This window comes from Azospirillum agricola, assembly GCF_020005195.1.
Lineage (GTDB): Bacteria > Pseudomonadota > Alphaproteobacteria > Azospirillales > Azospirillaceae > Azospirillum > Azospirillum agricola.
In genome coordinates this window covers 117,595-132,955 of the sequence record NZ_JAIFZR010000006.1, presented here as the reverse complement: position 1 = coordinate 132,955, position 15,361 = coordinate 117,595, and the positions used below count along the sequence as shown (strand labels likewise).

At 68.4% G+C, this 15,361-nt stretch carries 14 protein-coding genes; 8 read left to right on the top strand and 6 right to left on the bottom strand.

Going from position 1 to position 15,361, the window contains the following annotated elements; genetic code table 11:
- The first annotated feature begins 56 nt into the window (after positions 1–56).
- The 7 genes from JN22_RS29535 (at position 57) to JN22_RS29505 (ending at position 7,289) form a co-directional block, all read left to right on the top strand.
- Positions 57–323: a metal-sensing transcriptional repressor gene (locus tag JN22_RS29535; protein ID WP_085557497.1), complete on the top strand. Its 267-nt coding sequence runs from the start codon at positions 57–59 to the stop codon at positions 321–323.
- A gap of 197 nt (positions 324–520) precedes the next feature.
- Positions 521–1,564 (top strand): CDF family Co(II)/Ni(II) efflux transporter DmeF, encoded by a 1,044-nt coding sequence (gene dmeF, locus JN22_RS29530; protein ID WP_085557496.1) that lies wholly within the window; start codon positions 521–523, stop codon positions 1,562–1,564.
- Between the two features lie 150 nt (positions 1,565–1,714).
- Positions 1,715–2,284, top strand: coding sequence for an MT-A70 family methyltransferase (locus JN22_RS29525; protein ID WP_085557495.1), 570 nt, complete (start codon positions 1,715–1,717; stop codon positions 2,282–2,284).
- 5 nt (positions 2,285–2,289) lie between these two features.
- A complete protein-coding gene (locus tag JN22_RS29520) occupies positions 2,290–3,399 on the top strand; it encodes a hypothetical protein (protein ID WP_143268759.1) in 1,110 nt (369 codons plus the stop codon).
- Positions 3,399–3,854, top strand: coding sequence for a type II toxin-antitoxin system VapC family toxin (locus JN22_RS29515; RefSeq protein ID WP_085557494.1), 456 nt, complete (start codon positions 3,399–3,401; stop codon positions 3,852–3,854). The genes JN22_RS29520 and JN22_RS29515 overlap by 1 nt, the downstream gene beginning before the upstream one ends.
- A gap of 838 nt (positions 3,855–4,692) precedes the next feature.
- Positions 4,693–6,069 (top strand): NAD(P)-binding domain-containing protein, encoded by a 1,377-nt coding sequence (locus JN22_RS29510; RefSeq protein WP_085557493.1) that lies wholly within the window; start codon positions 4,693–4,695, stop codon positions 6,067–6,069.
- Entirely contained in the window at positions 6,066–7,289 is a 1,224-nt protein-coding gene (locus JN22_RS29505; protein WP_211099710.1) for an MFS transporter, read from the top strand. Before JN22_RS29510 ends, JN22_RS29505 begins: the two co-directional genes overlap by 4 nt.
- Before the next feature lie 3 nt (positions 7,290–7,292).
- On the opposite strand, the gene JN22_RS29500 is transcribed toward JN22_RS29505, so the two are convergent.
- The 6 genes from JN22_RS29500 to JN22_RS29475 form a co-directional block, all read right to left on the bottom strand.
- On the bottom strand, positions 7,293–7,637 hold the full coding sequence (locus tag JN22_RS29500) for an ArsR/SmtB family transcription factor (protein WP_143268752.1): 345 nt from the start codon (positions 7,635–7,637) through the stop codon (positions 7,293–7,295).
- A 176-nt stretch (positions 7,638–7,813) separates the two neighbouring features.
- Positions 7,814–10,282: an arsenate reductase (azurin) large subunit gene (locus tag JN22_RS29495; protein WP_085557492.1), complete on the bottom strand. Its 2,469-nt coding sequence runs from the start codon at positions 10,280–10,282 to the stop codon at positions 7,814–7,816.
- Positions 10,283–10,296: 14 nt separating this feature from the next.
- Entirely contained in the window at positions 10,297–10,827 is a 531-nt protein-coding gene (locus JN22_RS29490; RefSeq protein ID WP_085557491.1) for an arsenate reductase (azurin) small subunit, read from the bottom strand.
- A 130-nt stretch (positions 10,828–10,957) separates the two neighbouring features.
- Positions 10,958–12,379 (bottom strand): sigma-54-dependent transcriptional regulator, encoded by a 1,422-nt coding sequence (locus JN22_RS29485; RefSeq protein WP_085557490.1) that lies wholly within the window; start codon positions 12,377–12,379, stop codon positions 10,958–10,960.
- Positions 12,366–13,814, bottom strand: coding sequence for a sensor histidine kinase (locus tag JN22_RS29480; RefSeq protein ID WP_085557489.1), 1,449 nt, complete (start codon positions 13,812–13,814; stop codon positions 12,366–12,368). The genes JN22_RS29485 and JN22_RS29480 overlap by 14 nt, the downstream gene beginning before the upstream one ends.
- Positions 13,811–14,713: a substrate-binding domain-containing protein gene (locus JN22_RS29475; protein ID WP_085557488.1), complete on the bottom strand. Its 903-nt coding sequence runs from the start codon at positions 14,711–14,713 to the stop codon at positions 13,811–13,813. Before JN22_RS29475 ends, JN22_RS29480 begins: the two co-directional genes overlap by 4 nt.
- Before the next feature lie 249 nt (positions 14,714–14,962).
- Between JN22_RS29475 and JN22_RS29470 the strand changes: the two genes are divergently transcribed.
- Positions 14,963–15,319, top strand: a complete 357-nt coding sequence (locus JN22_RS29470; RefSeq protein WP_085557487.1) for an ArsR/SmtB family transcription factor — start codon at positions 14,963–14,965, stop codon at positions 15,317–15,319.
- Positions 15,320–15,361 lie beyond the last annotated feature (42 nt).

The following is a 15,361-nucleotide window of genomic DNA, read 5'->3' as shown; positions in this document are numbered from 1 at the left end:
CAACCTTACCCCTCCAAGGCTTGAAAGAACCTCTCCAGGGGGATAGGTGTAGTGTCATGAGCCATGCCACCAACCCCGATCTGAAGAACCGGCTGCGCCGGGCCGAAGGCCACCTCGCCATCATCACCCGCATGGTGGAGGAAGGGCGTGATGGAATCGACATCGCCCAGCAGCTTCAGGCGGTCATCAAAGCCCTGGAGAAGGCCAAGAGCGTGCTCGTCCTTGATCACATCGACCATCATCTCGAAGAGATCGTCGGTCCGATCCCGCGCGAGGACCGTGAACGTCTCGTCAAGCTGCGCGAACTCGCCAAATATTTGTAGGGGGCAAGCCGTGTGCCGCCGCACCGCCGTTGAGCACGCCTTCACCGAACCGATCGCGCGGAGCGGCCGGGAAAGCCATGGCTTCGAGGCCCGGCCTCGCCATCGTCCGGTTTCCCCATCCTGACGCTCCGGCACCCAAAGCCATCGCGACGATGGATGTCTGGACGCGGCCTCCTTTGCTACACCAGGACCTTGCCATGCACTCCCATTCCATTGCCCCCTGGACGCACCAGCACGAGTTCCTCGGCGAGCACCACGACCGCAACGAACGGCGCATCTGGATCGTCGTCGCCCTCACCCTGGCCATGATGGTCGGCGAGATCATCGGCGGCACGGTGTTCGGCTCGCTGGCTCTGGTCGCCGACGGCTGGCACATGTCCACCCACGCGGCTGCGCTCAGCATCTCGGCGCTCGCCTACCTCTACGCCCGCCGGCATGTCCGCAACGAGCGCTTCGCCTTCGGCACCGGCAAGCTCGGCGAACTGGCCGCCTTCGCATCCGCCATGGTCCTGGCGATGATCGCCCTGCTGATCGGCTACGAGAGCGTCGAACGCCTTGTCAATCCGGTGCCCATCGCCTACGGCGAGGCGCTTGCCATTGCAGTCCTTGGCCTTGCGGTCAACCTCGGGAGTGCCTGGCTGCTCGGCGGCGAGCACCACCACCATGGGCACCATCACGACCACGGTGTCCATGGGGACCACGACAATGATCACAACCAAGCCGATGACCAGGATGCGCACGGGCATGGTCATGGGCATGGCGGCCACCATGCCCATGACCTGAACCTGCGATCGGCCTACATCCACGTCCTGGCCGACGCCGCGACCTCCGTCCTCGCCATCCTGGGGCTTTTGGCGGCGGGCCTGTTCGGCTGGACCTGGATGGACCCGATCGTCGGCTTGGTCGGTACGGCCGTCATCCTCGGCTGGGCCTACGGCCTCGTTCGGGACGCCGGCGCGGTGCTCCTTGACACGGTGCCGGACCCGAAGCTGTCGGCGGCTGTGCGGACGACCCTGGAGACCGATGGCGACCGGGTCTCCGACCTGCACCTCTGGCGGGTCGGTCCGGGGCATCTGGCGGCCATTGTCGCCCTGGTGTCCGACCACCCCAAGCCGGCGGCCGTGTACAAGGCACGCTTGGCCCACCTGCACGGCCTCAGCCACGTCACCGTCGAGGTGGCACAGTGCGGAAGCAGCCACGATTCCGGTGGCGACCACGACCGTCATCCCCATCCGGCGTGATGGGCCGCCTCGAGACGGAGGCGTAGACGGATCGGGAATATCTTCGACATTCTCGGCTCACTGCCTATCATCCATGGACACTCCATCGAAGAATGGGCTTCGGAGCGGTGAAGCGGTTGGCGAACGAACGCTGGGGATTGAGCTATTCATATGAAGCATTTCTTGCGCGATAACATCGCCGCCGATTTCTGCGAAAATCTTTCATCAGAAAGGTTTGGAGCTGTACTCGTGAATTCCCCGTGGAATATCCTCTATGAGGAACTGCGGCACAAGGGCTTGGCGGCCGAAGCGGACAAATATCAGGAGGCGTTGATGGGCGCCTTGCTTGCTTTGCCTGTTGAGCGCCTTCTCGACGAGAGATGTCATTTGTATTTATACACCCCGAATTCCGCGATTCCTTCGGGATTGGAATTGCTGAAGAGGTGGGGATTTGACTACAAGAGCAATTTGATTATTCATAATGGTAAAGGGGCGGCGCAGTCAGGAGGCCAAAAATCAAAATTTTTCCGCAACGTCACGGATATGGTTCTGTTCGGAGTGCGTGGTAAGGGTGCTCGCACTCTTGACCCGGGACGCACACAAGTTAACTACTTCGAAGCACCGTGTCAGCTTCACCGAGTGATTGAGGCGTGCAGTTCTGGGCCATATCTTGAGCTCTTCAATGACCAAGCGCGGCCCGGATGGACCGCGTGGAAGTGGCAGTTTCTTGAGCATGCGTAACATTGATGCAGCGTGCGGGTGAAGCTATGGCAGAAGACGTTGTGTGGAAGCCCGGAAGTTTTACAAAAAACTTCAGCTGGGGGAGCCAGGAGAATGGGCTCTTTCAGCTGTATAAGAGCATTCAAGTCGGGTTTGGTGGCGTTGTCGGCGATGTGAGCCGAAAGGCGTTTCGCGAACGCGTGGAGCAACTGAATCGGCCTGACTTCATACCAATCAATTTTTTCCTTTTTAATAAGAAATTTGATGGTGTTGATAATATTATTGCCGACGAGTTGGTCTTTCAGGCAATAATGGGCGAGCATAACCCGCGCTTTGACAAGCTTGCCTTGTTTGCTTTCAACTTCAGTTATGTTGGAACCTGGAAAGGCGCGCGCGCCAACCAGCGGCGCCCAGCGCTCTGGGCGTTTCATTACATCAGGGACCGTGTTTCCAGCAAACTGTCTTGGAACACCTCTGGCGTTTCCACAGACGACATCGAGAATTTCGTTGCAAGTGACACACGGTATTCCGCTCAAACGGCAAGAAAGCTCGCAAGCAACTTAAACTACTTATATTCCGCAGGGGGCCTCTCTGGGTTTGACCAAAAGAAGGTCGATCGCTGGTGGGCTGATGCGCTTTTTCTTGCTTTGGATCGCCTTATTGAAGATCGCCTGCTTGACGGCCTTCAAACACCGCCGACGGAGTATGCAGCAATCCTTTCGAGATCAGGTTTCCATGCAATAAGCGGAAAAACAAGTATTGAGAAGAATTTGGCAGAAAAGCACTTGATCCATCTTTACACCGTGTGCGGTGGCAGAGAGCGGTTTTCCATTGAGCAAACTCTGAGGAGAGTTGACGCGGAAGTTCCAAATGATGACCGCGAGATACCCAACAGTATTTTTCCATATGGGGCTGTCCATCCAACAAACCCCAGCATCCTCAAGAACATTCCGCCGACCTGCGTGCCTCTCGCCAGGGCCGCGGGCTTCGACATTGTCAGGGCAATGGACTTGGAGGACTTCGGGGCGGATGAGTATATAATACAAAAGACAAGAGCCGCCGCTGAGAAAATGGTGGCGGAGAATATCACTCCAATCATGAGCGCAGAAGAGTTAGAAAAATTGACGAGGGGATAATGACTACGTTCTTTGACACGAATGCGCTGATATATCTTTTGGACAAACAGAGCCCTTATCATGCGTCGTCAATGAACGAATTGCAGAAGTGCAAAGCAATGGGGCCAGTTGTCGTTTGCGATATGGTTTATTGTGAATTCTCTGTTGGCATGGAAAGTAAAGAAGCGGTTGATGCGGCTATATCAGCATACGCTTTCGAGCGCTTCAGAGGAAGCGATGAAGCTCTTGTAAGGGCGGGTGCGGCGTTTAGACGATACAAGGATTTCGTCAGGGAGGAAAGGAGGAAGCAGAACGCGCCGCCAGTGAGTGAAGAGGAGAGACGAAAGGTACTTCCTGATTTCATCGTTGGGGCAATTGCCGAGGCAGAGGAATGCCCTCTCGTTACAAGAGACAAAACACACTACGAGAAATGGTTCGCGGTCCTGAAGTTGATATTATTGCAGAAGTCCTGTTGAGTCTGTTGATTGATTGCTGTATTGCGGGATCGTTCCGACCCTATATTTTATTGCTCCTGGCTGAAGGGCCCAAGCCATCTACTCATGTTGCGGGCCCTGAACAAAAAATTGGCCCTCCAGGCCCATGGAAAAGCCATTCGGATCACAAAGTCGGCCGCAACGGGATGGAGGCTGCATACCGGAGCGGTCAACCAACGATCGAAGCGGCCGTCGACCGATCGCAAGCGGTCAGGACGAAGCGGCGGCCATCCCGCTGCACCCAGCGCTGCCGCCGGGCCCGTGACGGTCGGGCCCGCATCGATCCCGGATGGCGTGCAATGGTTCGATGACGGGCACGCTCGCCGATGTCCGGCGCGCTGAGACCGCTGGGAAATGCTTCGGCCAAGCATTCAAGGATCAGGATCATACGCCGGCCGCGCACCTCGGGTGCCGTTGCCAAAGCCAAGCTGGCCCTTGTCGGCGTTGCAGGGATCTCCGCTTCAACGAGGCGCTACCATTCATCCAACCGGGCCTCTCTGGTCCACCGCTGAGCAAGCTGCAGTTCCGCTTCACGCCGATTGCGCGTTAATCGCCATGCGGTTCGAAGATCAACGTCCGCAACCGCGAAGGGGCCACCACCAAGGCGCGTTCCGCCACGGCACTGGACGATCCACCGCCTGCCAGACCTTGAAGCGGCGCGTAACCGGCATCGACGGACAGCCGGCTCAAACACTTCGATGGACTTGGAACTATCCTTTGACCCAGCGGGAAAGATACGATAATTCTAGTTTCATGGAAATATTTCCGCCGCCTGCGCCGATCCGCGCAATCCCCCACTCCCTTGCCTGGAGGTCCGGAGATGACGTCCCTTCCCATCATCGTGATCGGCGCTGGGCCGGTCGGTCTGGCCGCCGCCGCCCACCTCCTCGATCGCGGCCTCGAGCCGCTGGTGCTGGAGGCGGCCCCCGACATCGCCGCCCATGTCCGCGACTGGGCCCAGGTCCAGCTCTTCTCCCCGTGGCGCTACAACATCGATCACGCCGCCCGCGCCCTGCTGGAGGCCGGCGGCTGGCAGGCGCCGCCGCCCGACGCCCTGCCGACCGGCGGCGAACTGGTCGACCGCTACCTGCGCCCGCTGGCCGCCCTGCCGCCGATCGCCGCGCGCCTGCGCCTGAACCACCGGGTGACGGCGATCAGCCGCCAGGGCGTCGACAAGGTCAAGACCGCCGGCCGCGCCGCGGCTCCCTTCGTCCTGCGGGTCGCGACCCCGGCGGGAGACACCGAGCTGCAGGCGAGCGCCGTTCTCGACGCCTCGGGAACCTGGAGCACGCCCAACCCGATGGGCGCCAACGGCCTGCCGGCGATCGGCGAGACGGCCAACGCCGCCCGCATCGCCTACGGCATTCCCGACGTGCTGGGAGCGGCGCGTGCGCGCTACGCCGGCAAGCGGGTCCTCGTCGTCGGCTCCGGCCACTCGGCCGCCAACGCGCTGCTCGATCTGGCGACGTTGGCCGAGGAGGAGCCGGGCACCGGCGTGGTCTGGGCGGTGCGCGGCGGCGACGACCTGCGGCGGGTGTTCGGCGGTGGCGACGCCGACGCGTTGCGCGCCCGGGGCGCCCTGGGCACGGCGCTGCGCCGGCGGCAGGAAAGTGGCGCCATCGAGCTGCTCACCGGCTTCCGCGCCGCCGCGGTGGTGGCGGAGGACGGCCGCCTCGCCGTCGAGGACGGCGACGGGCGCCGCATCGCCGGGATCGACGCGATCATCGTCGCCACCGGCCAGCGGCCCGACCTCGCGCCGCTGCGCGAGCTGCGCCTGCGTCTCGATCCCTGGCTGGAATGCGCCGACGCGCTGGGTCCGCTGATCGACCCGAACCTGCACAGCTGCGGCACGGTGCGGCCGCACGGCGTGCGCGAGCTGACCCACCCCGAGCCGGGCTTCTACACCGTCGGCGTCAAGAGCTACGGCCGCGCCCCGACCTTCCTGATGGCGACCGGCTACGAGCAGGTGCGCTCGATCGCCGCCTCCCTCGCCGGCGATCTCGACGCCGCCCACGCGGTGCAGCTCGACCTGCCGGAAACCGGGGTGTGCAGCAGCGACCTTGCAAACGCCGCGGACGTCGCGGAGGAGGCTGGCTGCTGCAGCGCGCCGGCGCGGGTCGCGTCGTGCTGCGCTCCTGAACCCGTGGCCGCCGGTGCCGGCCCGGCGGGTGGCTGCTGCGGGCCGCGCGCGCCGTGAGCGGCGCGCTGTCCGGCGGGCGGGTGCCGGGCCGGGCGCTCCGCTCGCCGCGGGCCTTCATCGCCGGCCTCGGCGCCGCGCAGATCGTCTCCTGGGGCTCCCTGATCTACAGCTTTCCGCTGCTCGCCGAACCGATGGCGGCTGAGCTCGGCTGGAGCAAGACCGAGGTCTACCTGCTGGCGTCGCTGGCGCTGGGCTGCTCCGGCCTGACCGCCATCCCGGTCGGCAGCGCCATCGACCGCGGCCAGGGGCGGGCGGTGATGACGGCGGGCTCGCTGCTCGCCGGCGCCCTGCTGTGGGCCTGGTCGGCGCTGCCCGGCGGCTGGCCGCTCGTGCCGGTCTTCATCGGCCTCGGGCTCGCCCAGTCGATGACGCTCTACGAGCCGGGCTTCGCCGTCGTGGCGCGACGCTACGGCGCCGACGCCCGGCGCGGCATCACCGCACTGACCCTGTGGGGCGGATTCGCCAGCACCGTCTTCATCCCGTTGACCCAGCTTCTGCTCGACCGCCTGGGCTGGCGCGGCACGCTGGAGGCGTTGGCGCTGGTGAATCTGGCCCTCTGCGTGCCCCTGCATCTGGCGGTGATCGACGGGCGGCGTGACGCGACCGCCGCCACGGCGGCCAGCGGGGCGGAGGGCCGCCGCGTCGTGCGCTGGGCGTTGGGCCAGCCGGTCTTCTGGGGGCTGGCCATCGCCTTCACCGTCTACTACGCCATCTTCTCCGCGCTGAGCTTCCACCTCTACCCGTTGCTGATCGAGCGCGGGCTGTCGGCGGCGGCGGTGGTGGGGGCGATGGCCCTGATCGGTCCGGCCCAGGTCGCCGGGCGCATCGTCGTCGCCGCCGCCGCCCGCAGGCTGTCGATCCGCGGGATCGGCGTCGCCACGACCCTCGCCCTGCCGGCGGCGTTCGCCCTGCTCTTCCTGGCCGGCCACAGCACGCCCGTCCTGGTCGCCTTCGCGCTGCTCTACGGCAGCGCCAACGGCATCATGACCATCGTGCGCGGCGCGGCGGTGCCGGACATGCTGACCCGCTCGGCCTATGGCGCGGTCAACGGCGTGCTGACGGTGCCGACGGCGCTGCTCAAGGCCGTCGCGCCGACGCTGGCCGCCCTGCTGTGGCAGTGGAACGGCTCCTACGGCCCGGTGATCGCCGCGACGGTCGCCGCTTCGCTCGTGGTGGTGGGAAGCTTCGGCTTCGCGGCGTGCCGCCGGCCGCGCTGACCGTCAGCAGCAGCCGGGCGCCCCGGTCTCCGCTTCGGCCGCCCGCGGCGTCATCGGCCGGGCGCAGCACTGCTCGGTGAGGAAGCGCACCAGGCCGTCCATCTGCGGGTAGAGCGGGCGGCAATGCAGGATGCGGCCCTCGCGCACCTGCTCGATCAGCCCGACGATCATCAGCTGCTTGAGGTGGTGCGACAGGGTGGAGGCCGGCACGCCCAGCTCCTCGCCGATGGCGCCCACCGTCATGCCGCCGTCGCCGGCCTGCACCAGGCGCTGGTAGATCGCCAGCCGGGTCGGGTGGCCCAGCTCGGCGAAGCAGCGGGCGGCGGTGGTCACATCCAGCGGGGTCATCGGGGCCGTCTCGTTCCACGCGGCGGCCCGGGACCGGTGCCGCCTCGCCGACAAGATGGGCCACCGACACCCGAGTTTCCAGAACCATCGAAGTGGGCAGCCCGGCCCACCGGCAGGGACAGCCCGGGGACCGGACCGGGACGCGCGACCGCCCCGGTCCGGCCCCCAGCCGGCCGTCACAGGCCTTGCGGGTACTCGGTGTTCTTGAAGCTCATGCCGTCGGCGCCCGGCGCGTGGCCGATCCGCCGGATGTTGGCCCAGACGTTCTTGTAGTTGGGAATCATCAGCTCGTTGGTCCCCTTGCTGATGATGTTGCCCACCTGCCCGGTGGGGGCGATGAACAGCATGAAGGCCTGCCCGGGCTTGGCTGCCGGCGTCGGGTAGGCCATCGCCTGGGTCGAGCCGACGTCGTTGTAGATCTCCACCAGGTCGCCCGCCTGCAGGCCGAGCCGCGTCATGTCGTCGGGGTGCATCTCGATCGGCGCCACGCCGTTGCGCTCGCGCACGAAGGGCGTGTGGACGTCGTAGAAGGCGTTCTGCCAGACGAGGTTGTTGCGGCCGTTGTTGATGAGGAACGGGTGCTTCTCGCGCTGCTGGTCGCGCCCGGCCACCTGCAGGCCCCGCCACTGGGTCGGGAGGAATTTGGCGCGGCCATCGTCGGTCTTGAACTTGCCGTCGGTGAACAGCCGCTTGGTGCCGACCAGCCGGCCGTTCTCGTAGCCGGTGACCGGCTCGAAGACGCCGTTGGTGCCCGCCGCGCGCAGACGGTCGTAGGTGACGAACTCCCCGCCCTCGGCGTGCTGGTGGTAGCCGTCCAGGAAGGCGTCCTCCTCGGTCTTCCAGGCGAACTTGCCGGCGAACCGGCCGGCGTACTCCGCGTTGCCGGCCTGCCGGAAGGAGGCCTCCAGCGCGTTGGCCAGACGTGCGGCGATCAGGGCGTCCGGCAGCGCAACGCCCGGTGGGTCCATGTAGCGCTCGGTCAGCCGCAGGCGGCGCTCGCCGTTCATCGAGGTCAGGTTCATCTCGCCCGCGGTCGCCGCCGGCAGCCAGACATGGGCCGCCTCGCCGATCTGGGTGGGCAGGATGTCGACGACGACGCTGAACAGGCCGCCGCGCTTGATGGCACCGACGATCTGCTCCACCTGCGCCGGCCGGTCGCCGTAGGGGACGCTGTCCATCGCCTCCTTCACCAGATTGGTGCGGCGCCGGTAGATGCGGCGGAACTCCTCGGCGTTGAGCGTCGACTTGAAGTGGTCGACCGCCCAGACATGATGGACGCCGCCCTGGTTGCCGATCAGCATCTGGTCGACGTAGGCCGCCGGCCGGCCGACATGGGCGTCCGACGGGCGGACGTAGCCTTCCTGATGGCCGCCGAGCCGGACGCAGCCGGTGCCCTCGCGCCCGATGTTCCAGGTCGCGAGGGCCAGATTCACCATCGCCGCGTTGGTGCGGTAGTTGTCGTTGCCCCAGATCAGCCCCTTCTCGTAGGCCAGCATCGTCCGGCGCGGTTTACCGTCCGCCTTGGGTTCGGCGATCCACTGCGCCGCCTTGCGGATGTCCTCCGGCTTGAGCCCGGTGATCGTCGCGGCCTCCTCCACCGACAGCCGGTTGGCCTGGACCGCCGCGTCGAAGCCCGCGGTGTGCCGGCCGATGAAGTCCGTCGCCTGCCACCCCTTGGCCACCACCTCGGTCAGCAGCGCGTTGAGGAGCGCCAGATCGCTGCCGGGGTTGAGCGCCAGGTGCAGGACGTTCTCCTTGCCGGCGACCGTCTCGCAGCTGTTGACCGTCAGCGTGCGCCGCGGGTCGACGACGATGACCCGGGCCGCCGCGTGCGGCTCGGACGCCAGCAGCCGCTTCTTCTTGTCGAGCGTCTCGCCGCGCAGGTTGGGCACCCAGTGGGCCAGGAAGTAGTTGGTCTGGTTCTCCAGCGGGTTGGCGCCGACGACGAAGAGCGTGTCGGCCAGCTCGGCGTCCTCGTAGCAGTTGTTGAGTTCGCTCACCCCCATGTCGCGGCTGGCGTGGACCTCGGAGTTGTAGGCCGGCCGGTTGTGAATGCGGATGTTCTTGATCTTGAGCGCGTCGAAATAGAGCTTGCCGGTGCCCCAGGTGTTCTCGTAGCCGCCGGCGGCGCCGCCATGGTCGAAGGCCGAGACGATCACCCCGTCCTCGCCCATCTCCTCGATCACCCGCCGGGTGACGTCGGCGACCAGCGCCAGCGAGTCGTCCCAGGAGGTCGGCATCATCTGCGCGTAGCGCCACACCATCGGCTGGCTCAGGCGCGCCTTCATCGAGCCGGTCTGCTCGGAGAAGCGGGTGTCGCCCATGCGGCGGCCGCGCACCGAGGTCAGGCCGGCGTTCACCTCGCACTCCTTGTCGGGCTTGATGACGAGGTGCACGAGCCGGCCGTCCTGCTGCACGATGTTGTACATCGACGGCGCGTACCAGGCCGGGCTCTCGGCGCCCTGCTGGCGGGCGAGGTCCTCGGCGAAGACGTTCTGGTCGGGCCGCACGCCGCCCTGCTGGTCGACCGGCCAGGAGATCGCCTTGTAGCCGCAGCCGACGATGCAGAAGTCGCAGGTGACGTTGCGCACCGTGGCGTTCGCCGGCGGAATGGGAAGCTGATCGACGCCGCGCTTGTAGGTCATGGTCCGGTCCTCCCTCAGCCCTGCAGCACGTTGCGGGTGCGCCCGTAGATCAGCTCGTCGGTGCCGACGGCGGTGATGTCGCCCGCGGCGTCGACCGCCAGGCGGAACATCGGCAGGTTCTGGGTGGCGTGTCCCCAGATCTGCTGCCCCTCCTTCTCGGTGTCGAAGCGCGAGAAGTGGCCGGGGCAGCTCAAGGTGCGGTCGCGGCCGTCATAGGCGAGCGGGAAGCCTTTGTGCGGGCACAGCGTCGAGTAGGCGACGAGGTCGCCGTCCGGCCCGGCGCCGCCCGGCACGCGGGTGCCGAGCTTGATCAGCACGCCCGGCGAGTCGCTGTCGGGGTAGGCGATCTGCAGCGGCTCGTTGACCGTCAGGTCCTTCAGGTTGGCCAGCCGGCTGGCCGGGTAGCTGACGCGGGCGGCGGGCACGGTGGCCTGGGCGGCGCCGGCGGGGATGGCGGCCGCGGCGGCGCCGGCCGCGACGGTGGCCCCGCCGCCGCGCAGGAACTGGCGTCGGCCAAGATCGACGAGCTTCGGGCAGGCCTTCATGGGGGTGCGCTCCCTGGTGGTGTTCGTTGCCAGGACCAGGGAGCAAGAAGAAGGCCAGACGCGCGCAACCGGGAGCCGTGCTGGGCGCGTGGCGCGGACCGGGCGACCGCGCGTTCGCCGGCCCGAACGGTCAGGGGCGGGAGGCGGGGGCGAGGGCCGTCGCGGCGTTCGGATTTCCGGACACGGCCCCGAGCGGGGCCAGGGGCTCCGCGGCGAGACCGAGCCGGCGCATCTTCTCCCACAGCGTCGTCCGCCCGACGCCGAGCAGATCCGCCGCCCTCGCCATCTGCCCCTCGGACTGGCGCAGGGTGGCCGCGATGTGCTCGCGCTCGACCGCGTCGCGGACCGCGGCCAGCGGCGGCCAGGGGACGGGGCCGGACCCGGCCTCCGTCTCCGCCTCGCCCGGGAACAGCGCGTCGGCGCCGATCCAGGCGCCGTCGGCCAGGGCGACGGCGCGCTCGACCCGGTTGCGCAGCTCGCGGACGCTGCCCGGCCAGCCGTGCGCCAGGGCGCGCGCCTCGGCCTCCGGGGTGAAGCCGTGGACCGGGGAGCCGAAGCTGTCGGCGTAGTGCCGCAGGTAGGCCAGCAGCAGCGGCAGGATGTCGTCGCGGCGCTCGCGCAACGGGGCGATCACGACGGGGATGACGTTGATGCGGTAGAGCAGGTCCTGGCGGAACCGGCCGTCGCGCACCCGCGCCTCCAGGTCGGCGTTGGTTGCGCACACCAGACGCGCGGTGCAGGGCAGCGCCGTCTCGCCGCCGACCCGGAAGAACACGCGCTCCTGGACCAGCCGCAGCAGCTTGGCCTGGACGGGAGGCGGCAGCTCCGCCACCTCGTCGAGGAAGAGGATGCCGCCTCCCGCCCGCTCGGCGTAGCCGCGGTGCAGGGCGTGGGCGCCGGTGAAGGCGCCCTTCTCGTGCCCGAACAGCTCGCTGTCGATCAGCTCGGCCGGGACGGCCGCGCAGTTGACCGCCATGAAGGGGGCCTGGGCCCGCCTGGACACCTGATGGACGAAGCGGGCGGCGACCTCCTTGCCGGCGCCGCTCTCGCCGGTGATGAGGAGGGTGCTGTCGACGTCGGCGACCCGCCGCAGCAGCCGCTCCACCCGCCGCATCGGGGCCGAGGCGCCGAGCGCGCCGGTCGGCGCGGCGCCGCGCCGGGCCCGCAGCAGGCGTTCGATCCGCGCCAGCAGATCGGCGATGGGGAACGGCTTGGTCAGGTAATCGTCGGCCCCCGCCTTGACCAGCCGCACCGCCTGGCCGATGTCGGCGAAGCCGGTCATGAACAGCACCGGCACGCCGCGCAGCCGGGCGGCGGCGGCCAGCAGCAGGTCCTCGCCGCTCATGTCCGGCAGGCGGATGTCGCAGACGACGAGGTCCGGGCGGACCGTGGCCAGCCCGCTCAGGGCCTCGCCGCCGGTGCTCCACCAGAGCGGCCGGTGCCCCTCGATCGCCAGCCGGTCGACCAGCGCCTCCCCCATGATCGGGTCGTCCTCGATGACGGCCACCACCGCGGCCGCGTCGGCGTCCTTGGAGCGTTCAGGCGGCAGCATGGCGCGGTCTCCCTTCGAGCAGCGGAATCGTCAAGGTGATGGAGGTGCCGCCGGCCGGGCCGACCTGGAGGCCGGCGGCGCCGCCGGCGCGGTCGAGCAGGCGGCGGACCGTCCACAGGCCCAGCCCGTGGCCGGCGCGCGGCAGGGGGCCCGGCCCACCGCTGCCGAGAACCTCGGCCATCTCCGCCGGCAGCCCCGCCCCGTCGTCGCGCACCGTCAGGATCAGCGCGGCGCCGGCGACGGACGCGCTCAGGCCGACCGCGGCGCCCGGCGGCGAGGCCCGGCAGGCGTTGAGCAGCAGGTTGAGGGCCATCTGCCGGACCATGGTGCCGTCCACCGCCACCGGCCCGGCGAGGCGGTTGTCCCAGAGCAGGCGGAGGTGCCGCCGCTGCGCCTCGTGGGCGATCAGGAACCGGAGGTCGTCGAGGTCGGCCGGGGACAGCTCGGCCACCCCCGCCGGCTCCTTGTAGGCGACCAGGGCGGCGCGGACGACGTGGCCGATGCCGCGCAGGCCGCGCTCCAGCAGGGCAGTGGAGCGGTCGCGGACGGCGGCGTCGGCGCCGTGGCGCTGCAGGGTGTCGACCGCGGTCAGCAGCCCGCCCAGCGGGTTGTTCACCTCATGGGCCATCCCCGAGGCCAGCCGGCCGAGCAGCGCCAGCTTCTCCTCGTCGGCCAGCCGGGCGGCCAGGGCCTCGCGTTCGGCCATCGCCGCCGCCATCGCGTTGAAGCGGCGGAACAGGCGGCCGAATTCGCAGCCCTCGCCGGCGATGTAGCGCGCCGGGATCGGCTCGACGGACCCGGCGCGCAGGCGGTCGACATAGGTGTCGAGGATCCGGATCGGCCGCAGCAGCCGGGCGACCAGGCCATAGCCCACCCCGGCCAGGAGCAGCGTCAGCCCGGCGCTGGTCGCCACCAGCGTCCCCAGCACCCGCCGGCGCACCGCGATGAGCGGCGCCAGGTCCATCTCGGCCAGGATGTGGCCGAGGGGAACCCCGCCGGCCTCGACGACGCGGTGCGACCACGCGACGCCGCGCGCCGTGTCGACGGTGAGGTCGGCCGCCGCCTCCAGGCGGGCGGCCAGGGCCGGCGGCAACGGGGTTCCGACCGGAAACGCCCGGGGATCGCTGGCGGCGACGACGGAGGCGTCGGGGCCGGTGACGATGAGCTGCCGGGCGGACGCCACCGAGGCGGCCTGCCGGGCGCGGTCGAGCACGTCGAACGTCTCCCACACGTCCTGCCGGGCGAGGTGGGGCGCCACGGCGACGGCCAGGCTGCCGAGATGGGCCGCCGCGAGCTGGCGGAGCTGCGCTTCCTGCTCCTGCGCCAGCCGGGCGAGCACCGAGACGGAGGTCGCGGCGCCGAGGATGGTCATCAGTCCCGCCACCAGCACCGGTACCGTCACGATCAAGGGCCACGCCCGCGGGTCCAGCCTCATGACGCGGCCCTCACGGCGTCGTAGAGGGCGGCGATGCCGTCGTAGAGGGAGGGATCGGCGCCGGTGAAGCCGTCGAGCCGCAGCAGGCGCAGCACCTCCCGGCCGGCCGGGTCGCCGTCCATGCCGAGGAAGGCCTCGCGCAGCTCGCGAACCAACGGGCTGCCGAGGCGGACCGCCTGGCAGGCGATGGGCGGGAACCCCAGCGGCTCGGAGCGGACGAGGACGCGGGTCCGCCCGATCAGGTCGGGTTCGGCCTCGCTCATGACGTCCCAGACATAGCCGTCGACGCTGCCGCTCTGGGCCAGGCCGCTCGCCACGGCGCGCACCACGTTGCGGTGCCCGTAGGTGAAGAAGCTGCGCCGGAAGAAGCTCGCCGGCGTCTCCTGCCGGGCGGCCAGGAGATGCCGGGTGACCAGGAAGCCCGAATTGCTGTCCGGGTCGGAAAAGGCATGGACCTGCCCGCGCAGCCCCTCGACGCCGGTGACCGGATCGGCGGCCTGCACGATGACGTAGGACCGGTAGAGGGGTTTCCCCTCGTAGAGCGGGGCGGCGACCAGGGCCAGCTGGCTGCGGAACTGGATGTAGGGAAACCCGCAAATCCAGGCGGCGTCGAGTTGCCCGGTGACCAGAAGCGTGGTGATCTCCTGGTAGGTCCGCCGCTTGGCCAGCAGGACCGGGCGGGCCAGCCGGCCGGACAGATAGCGTTCGAGGGCGCCGAGGAGATGGGTGTCGGAATCGAGGAAGACCGGGGTCAGGCCGAAGCGCAGGGGCGTCGCGTCCACCGCCGCGTGGGCGCCGCCGGCGAGCGCCGCGAGGCCGGTGGCGCCCAAGGTCTCCAGGACCGCCCGCCGCGTCCACGGAGCGCCGGCCTCCGGCCCCGCTTCCTCGTCGTTCCGCATGCCGGCCTCCCATGGTTGAGAATGGAGCCCATCGCGCGCAGCGCCGCGTGTGGATGTTTCGATTATCGTCGATTCATCGAATTGTCAATCTACCGGCGGCTGTGCGGCCCGGCAATGGCGCAGAAGGTGGGCTCCGCCACGGGTCCTCGTCCCCCTGGTCAGCCCGGCGCGCTCAGCCACACGGCAGGGGGGGACCGCATCGCCGGCAAGGCGCTTGTCACATCTTCATTATTCGACTAGGGTAGAAATATGGAAACGAAAAGCGCCATCGATGCCTTTGCCGCCCTGGCCCAAGACACCCGCCTGGCCGTGTTCCGCCTGCTCATCCAGGCCGGGCCGAACGGGCTGACCGCCGGCGACGTCGCCCAGCAGGTCGGCGTCCCCGGCTCGACCCTGTCGCACCATCTGGCGACGCTGGAGCGCGCCGGGTTGCTGCGCTCCTGGCGGGTTCAGCGGCAAATCTTCTACGCCTGCGACTACGAAGGCACCCGGCAGCTGATCGCCTTCCTGATGGAGGACTGCTGCCAGGGCCGTCCCGAGCTGTGCTCCACCGACCTCCTTCAGGCGGGAGCTTGCGGCCCGGCGGGCTGCAGCCCCGACACCTGACCCGACCCGCCGCACCCCGCGGCCTGGAAAAGGCGATCCCGC

Coding starts and splice junctions, on each gene's coding strand:
- JN22_RS29535 (WP_085557497.1), top strand. CDS start 57: ATGAGCCATGCCACCAACCCCGATCTGAAGAACCGGCTGCGCCGGGCC.
- dmeF (WP_085557496.1), top strand. CDS start 521: ATGCACTCCCATTCCATTGCCCCCTGGACGCACCAGCACGAGTTCCTC.
- JN22_RS29525 (WP_085557495.1), top strand. CDS start 1,715: ATGAAGCATTTCTTGCGCGATAACATCGCCGCCGATTTCTGCGAAAAT.
- JN22_RS29520 (WP_143268759.1), top strand. CDS start 2,290: ATGCAGCGTGCGGGTGAAGCTATGGCAGAAGACGTTGTGTGGAAGCCC.
- JN22_RS29515 (WP_085557494.1), top strand. CDS start 3,399: ATGACTACGTTCTTTGACACGAATGCGCTGATATATCTTTTGGACAAA.
- JN22_RS29510 (WP_085557493.1), top strand. CDS start 4,693: ATGACGTCCCTTCCCATCATCGTGATCGGCGCTGGGCCGGTCGGTCTG.
- JN22_RS29500 (WP_143268752.1), bottom strand. CDS start 7,637: ATGACCCCGCTGGATGTGACCACCGCCGCCCGCTGCTTCGCCGAGCTG.
- JN22_RS29495 (WP_085557492.1), bottom strand. CDS start 10,282: ATGACCTACAAGCGCGGCGTCGATCAGCTTCCCATTCCGCCGGCGAAC.
- JN22_RS29490 (WP_085557491.1), bottom strand. CDS start 10,827: ATGAAGGCCTGCCCGAAGCTCGTCGATCTTGGCCGACGCCAGTTCCTG.
- JN22_RS29485 (WP_085557490.1), bottom strand. CDS start 12,379: ATGCTGCCGCCTGAACGCTCCAAGGACGCCGACGCGGCCGCGGTGGTG.
- JN22_RS29480 (WP_085557489.1), bottom strand. CDS start 13,814: ATGAGGCTGGACCCGCGGGCGTGGCCCTTGATCGTGACGGTACCGGTG.
- JN22_RS29475 (WP_085557488.1), bottom strand. CDS start 14,713: ATGCGGAACGACGAGGAAGCGGGGCCGGAGGCCGGCGCTCCGTGGACG.
- JN22_RS29470 (WP_085557487.1), top strand. CDS start 14,963: ATGGAAACGAAAAGCGCCATCGATGCCTTTGCCGCCCTGGCCCAAGAC.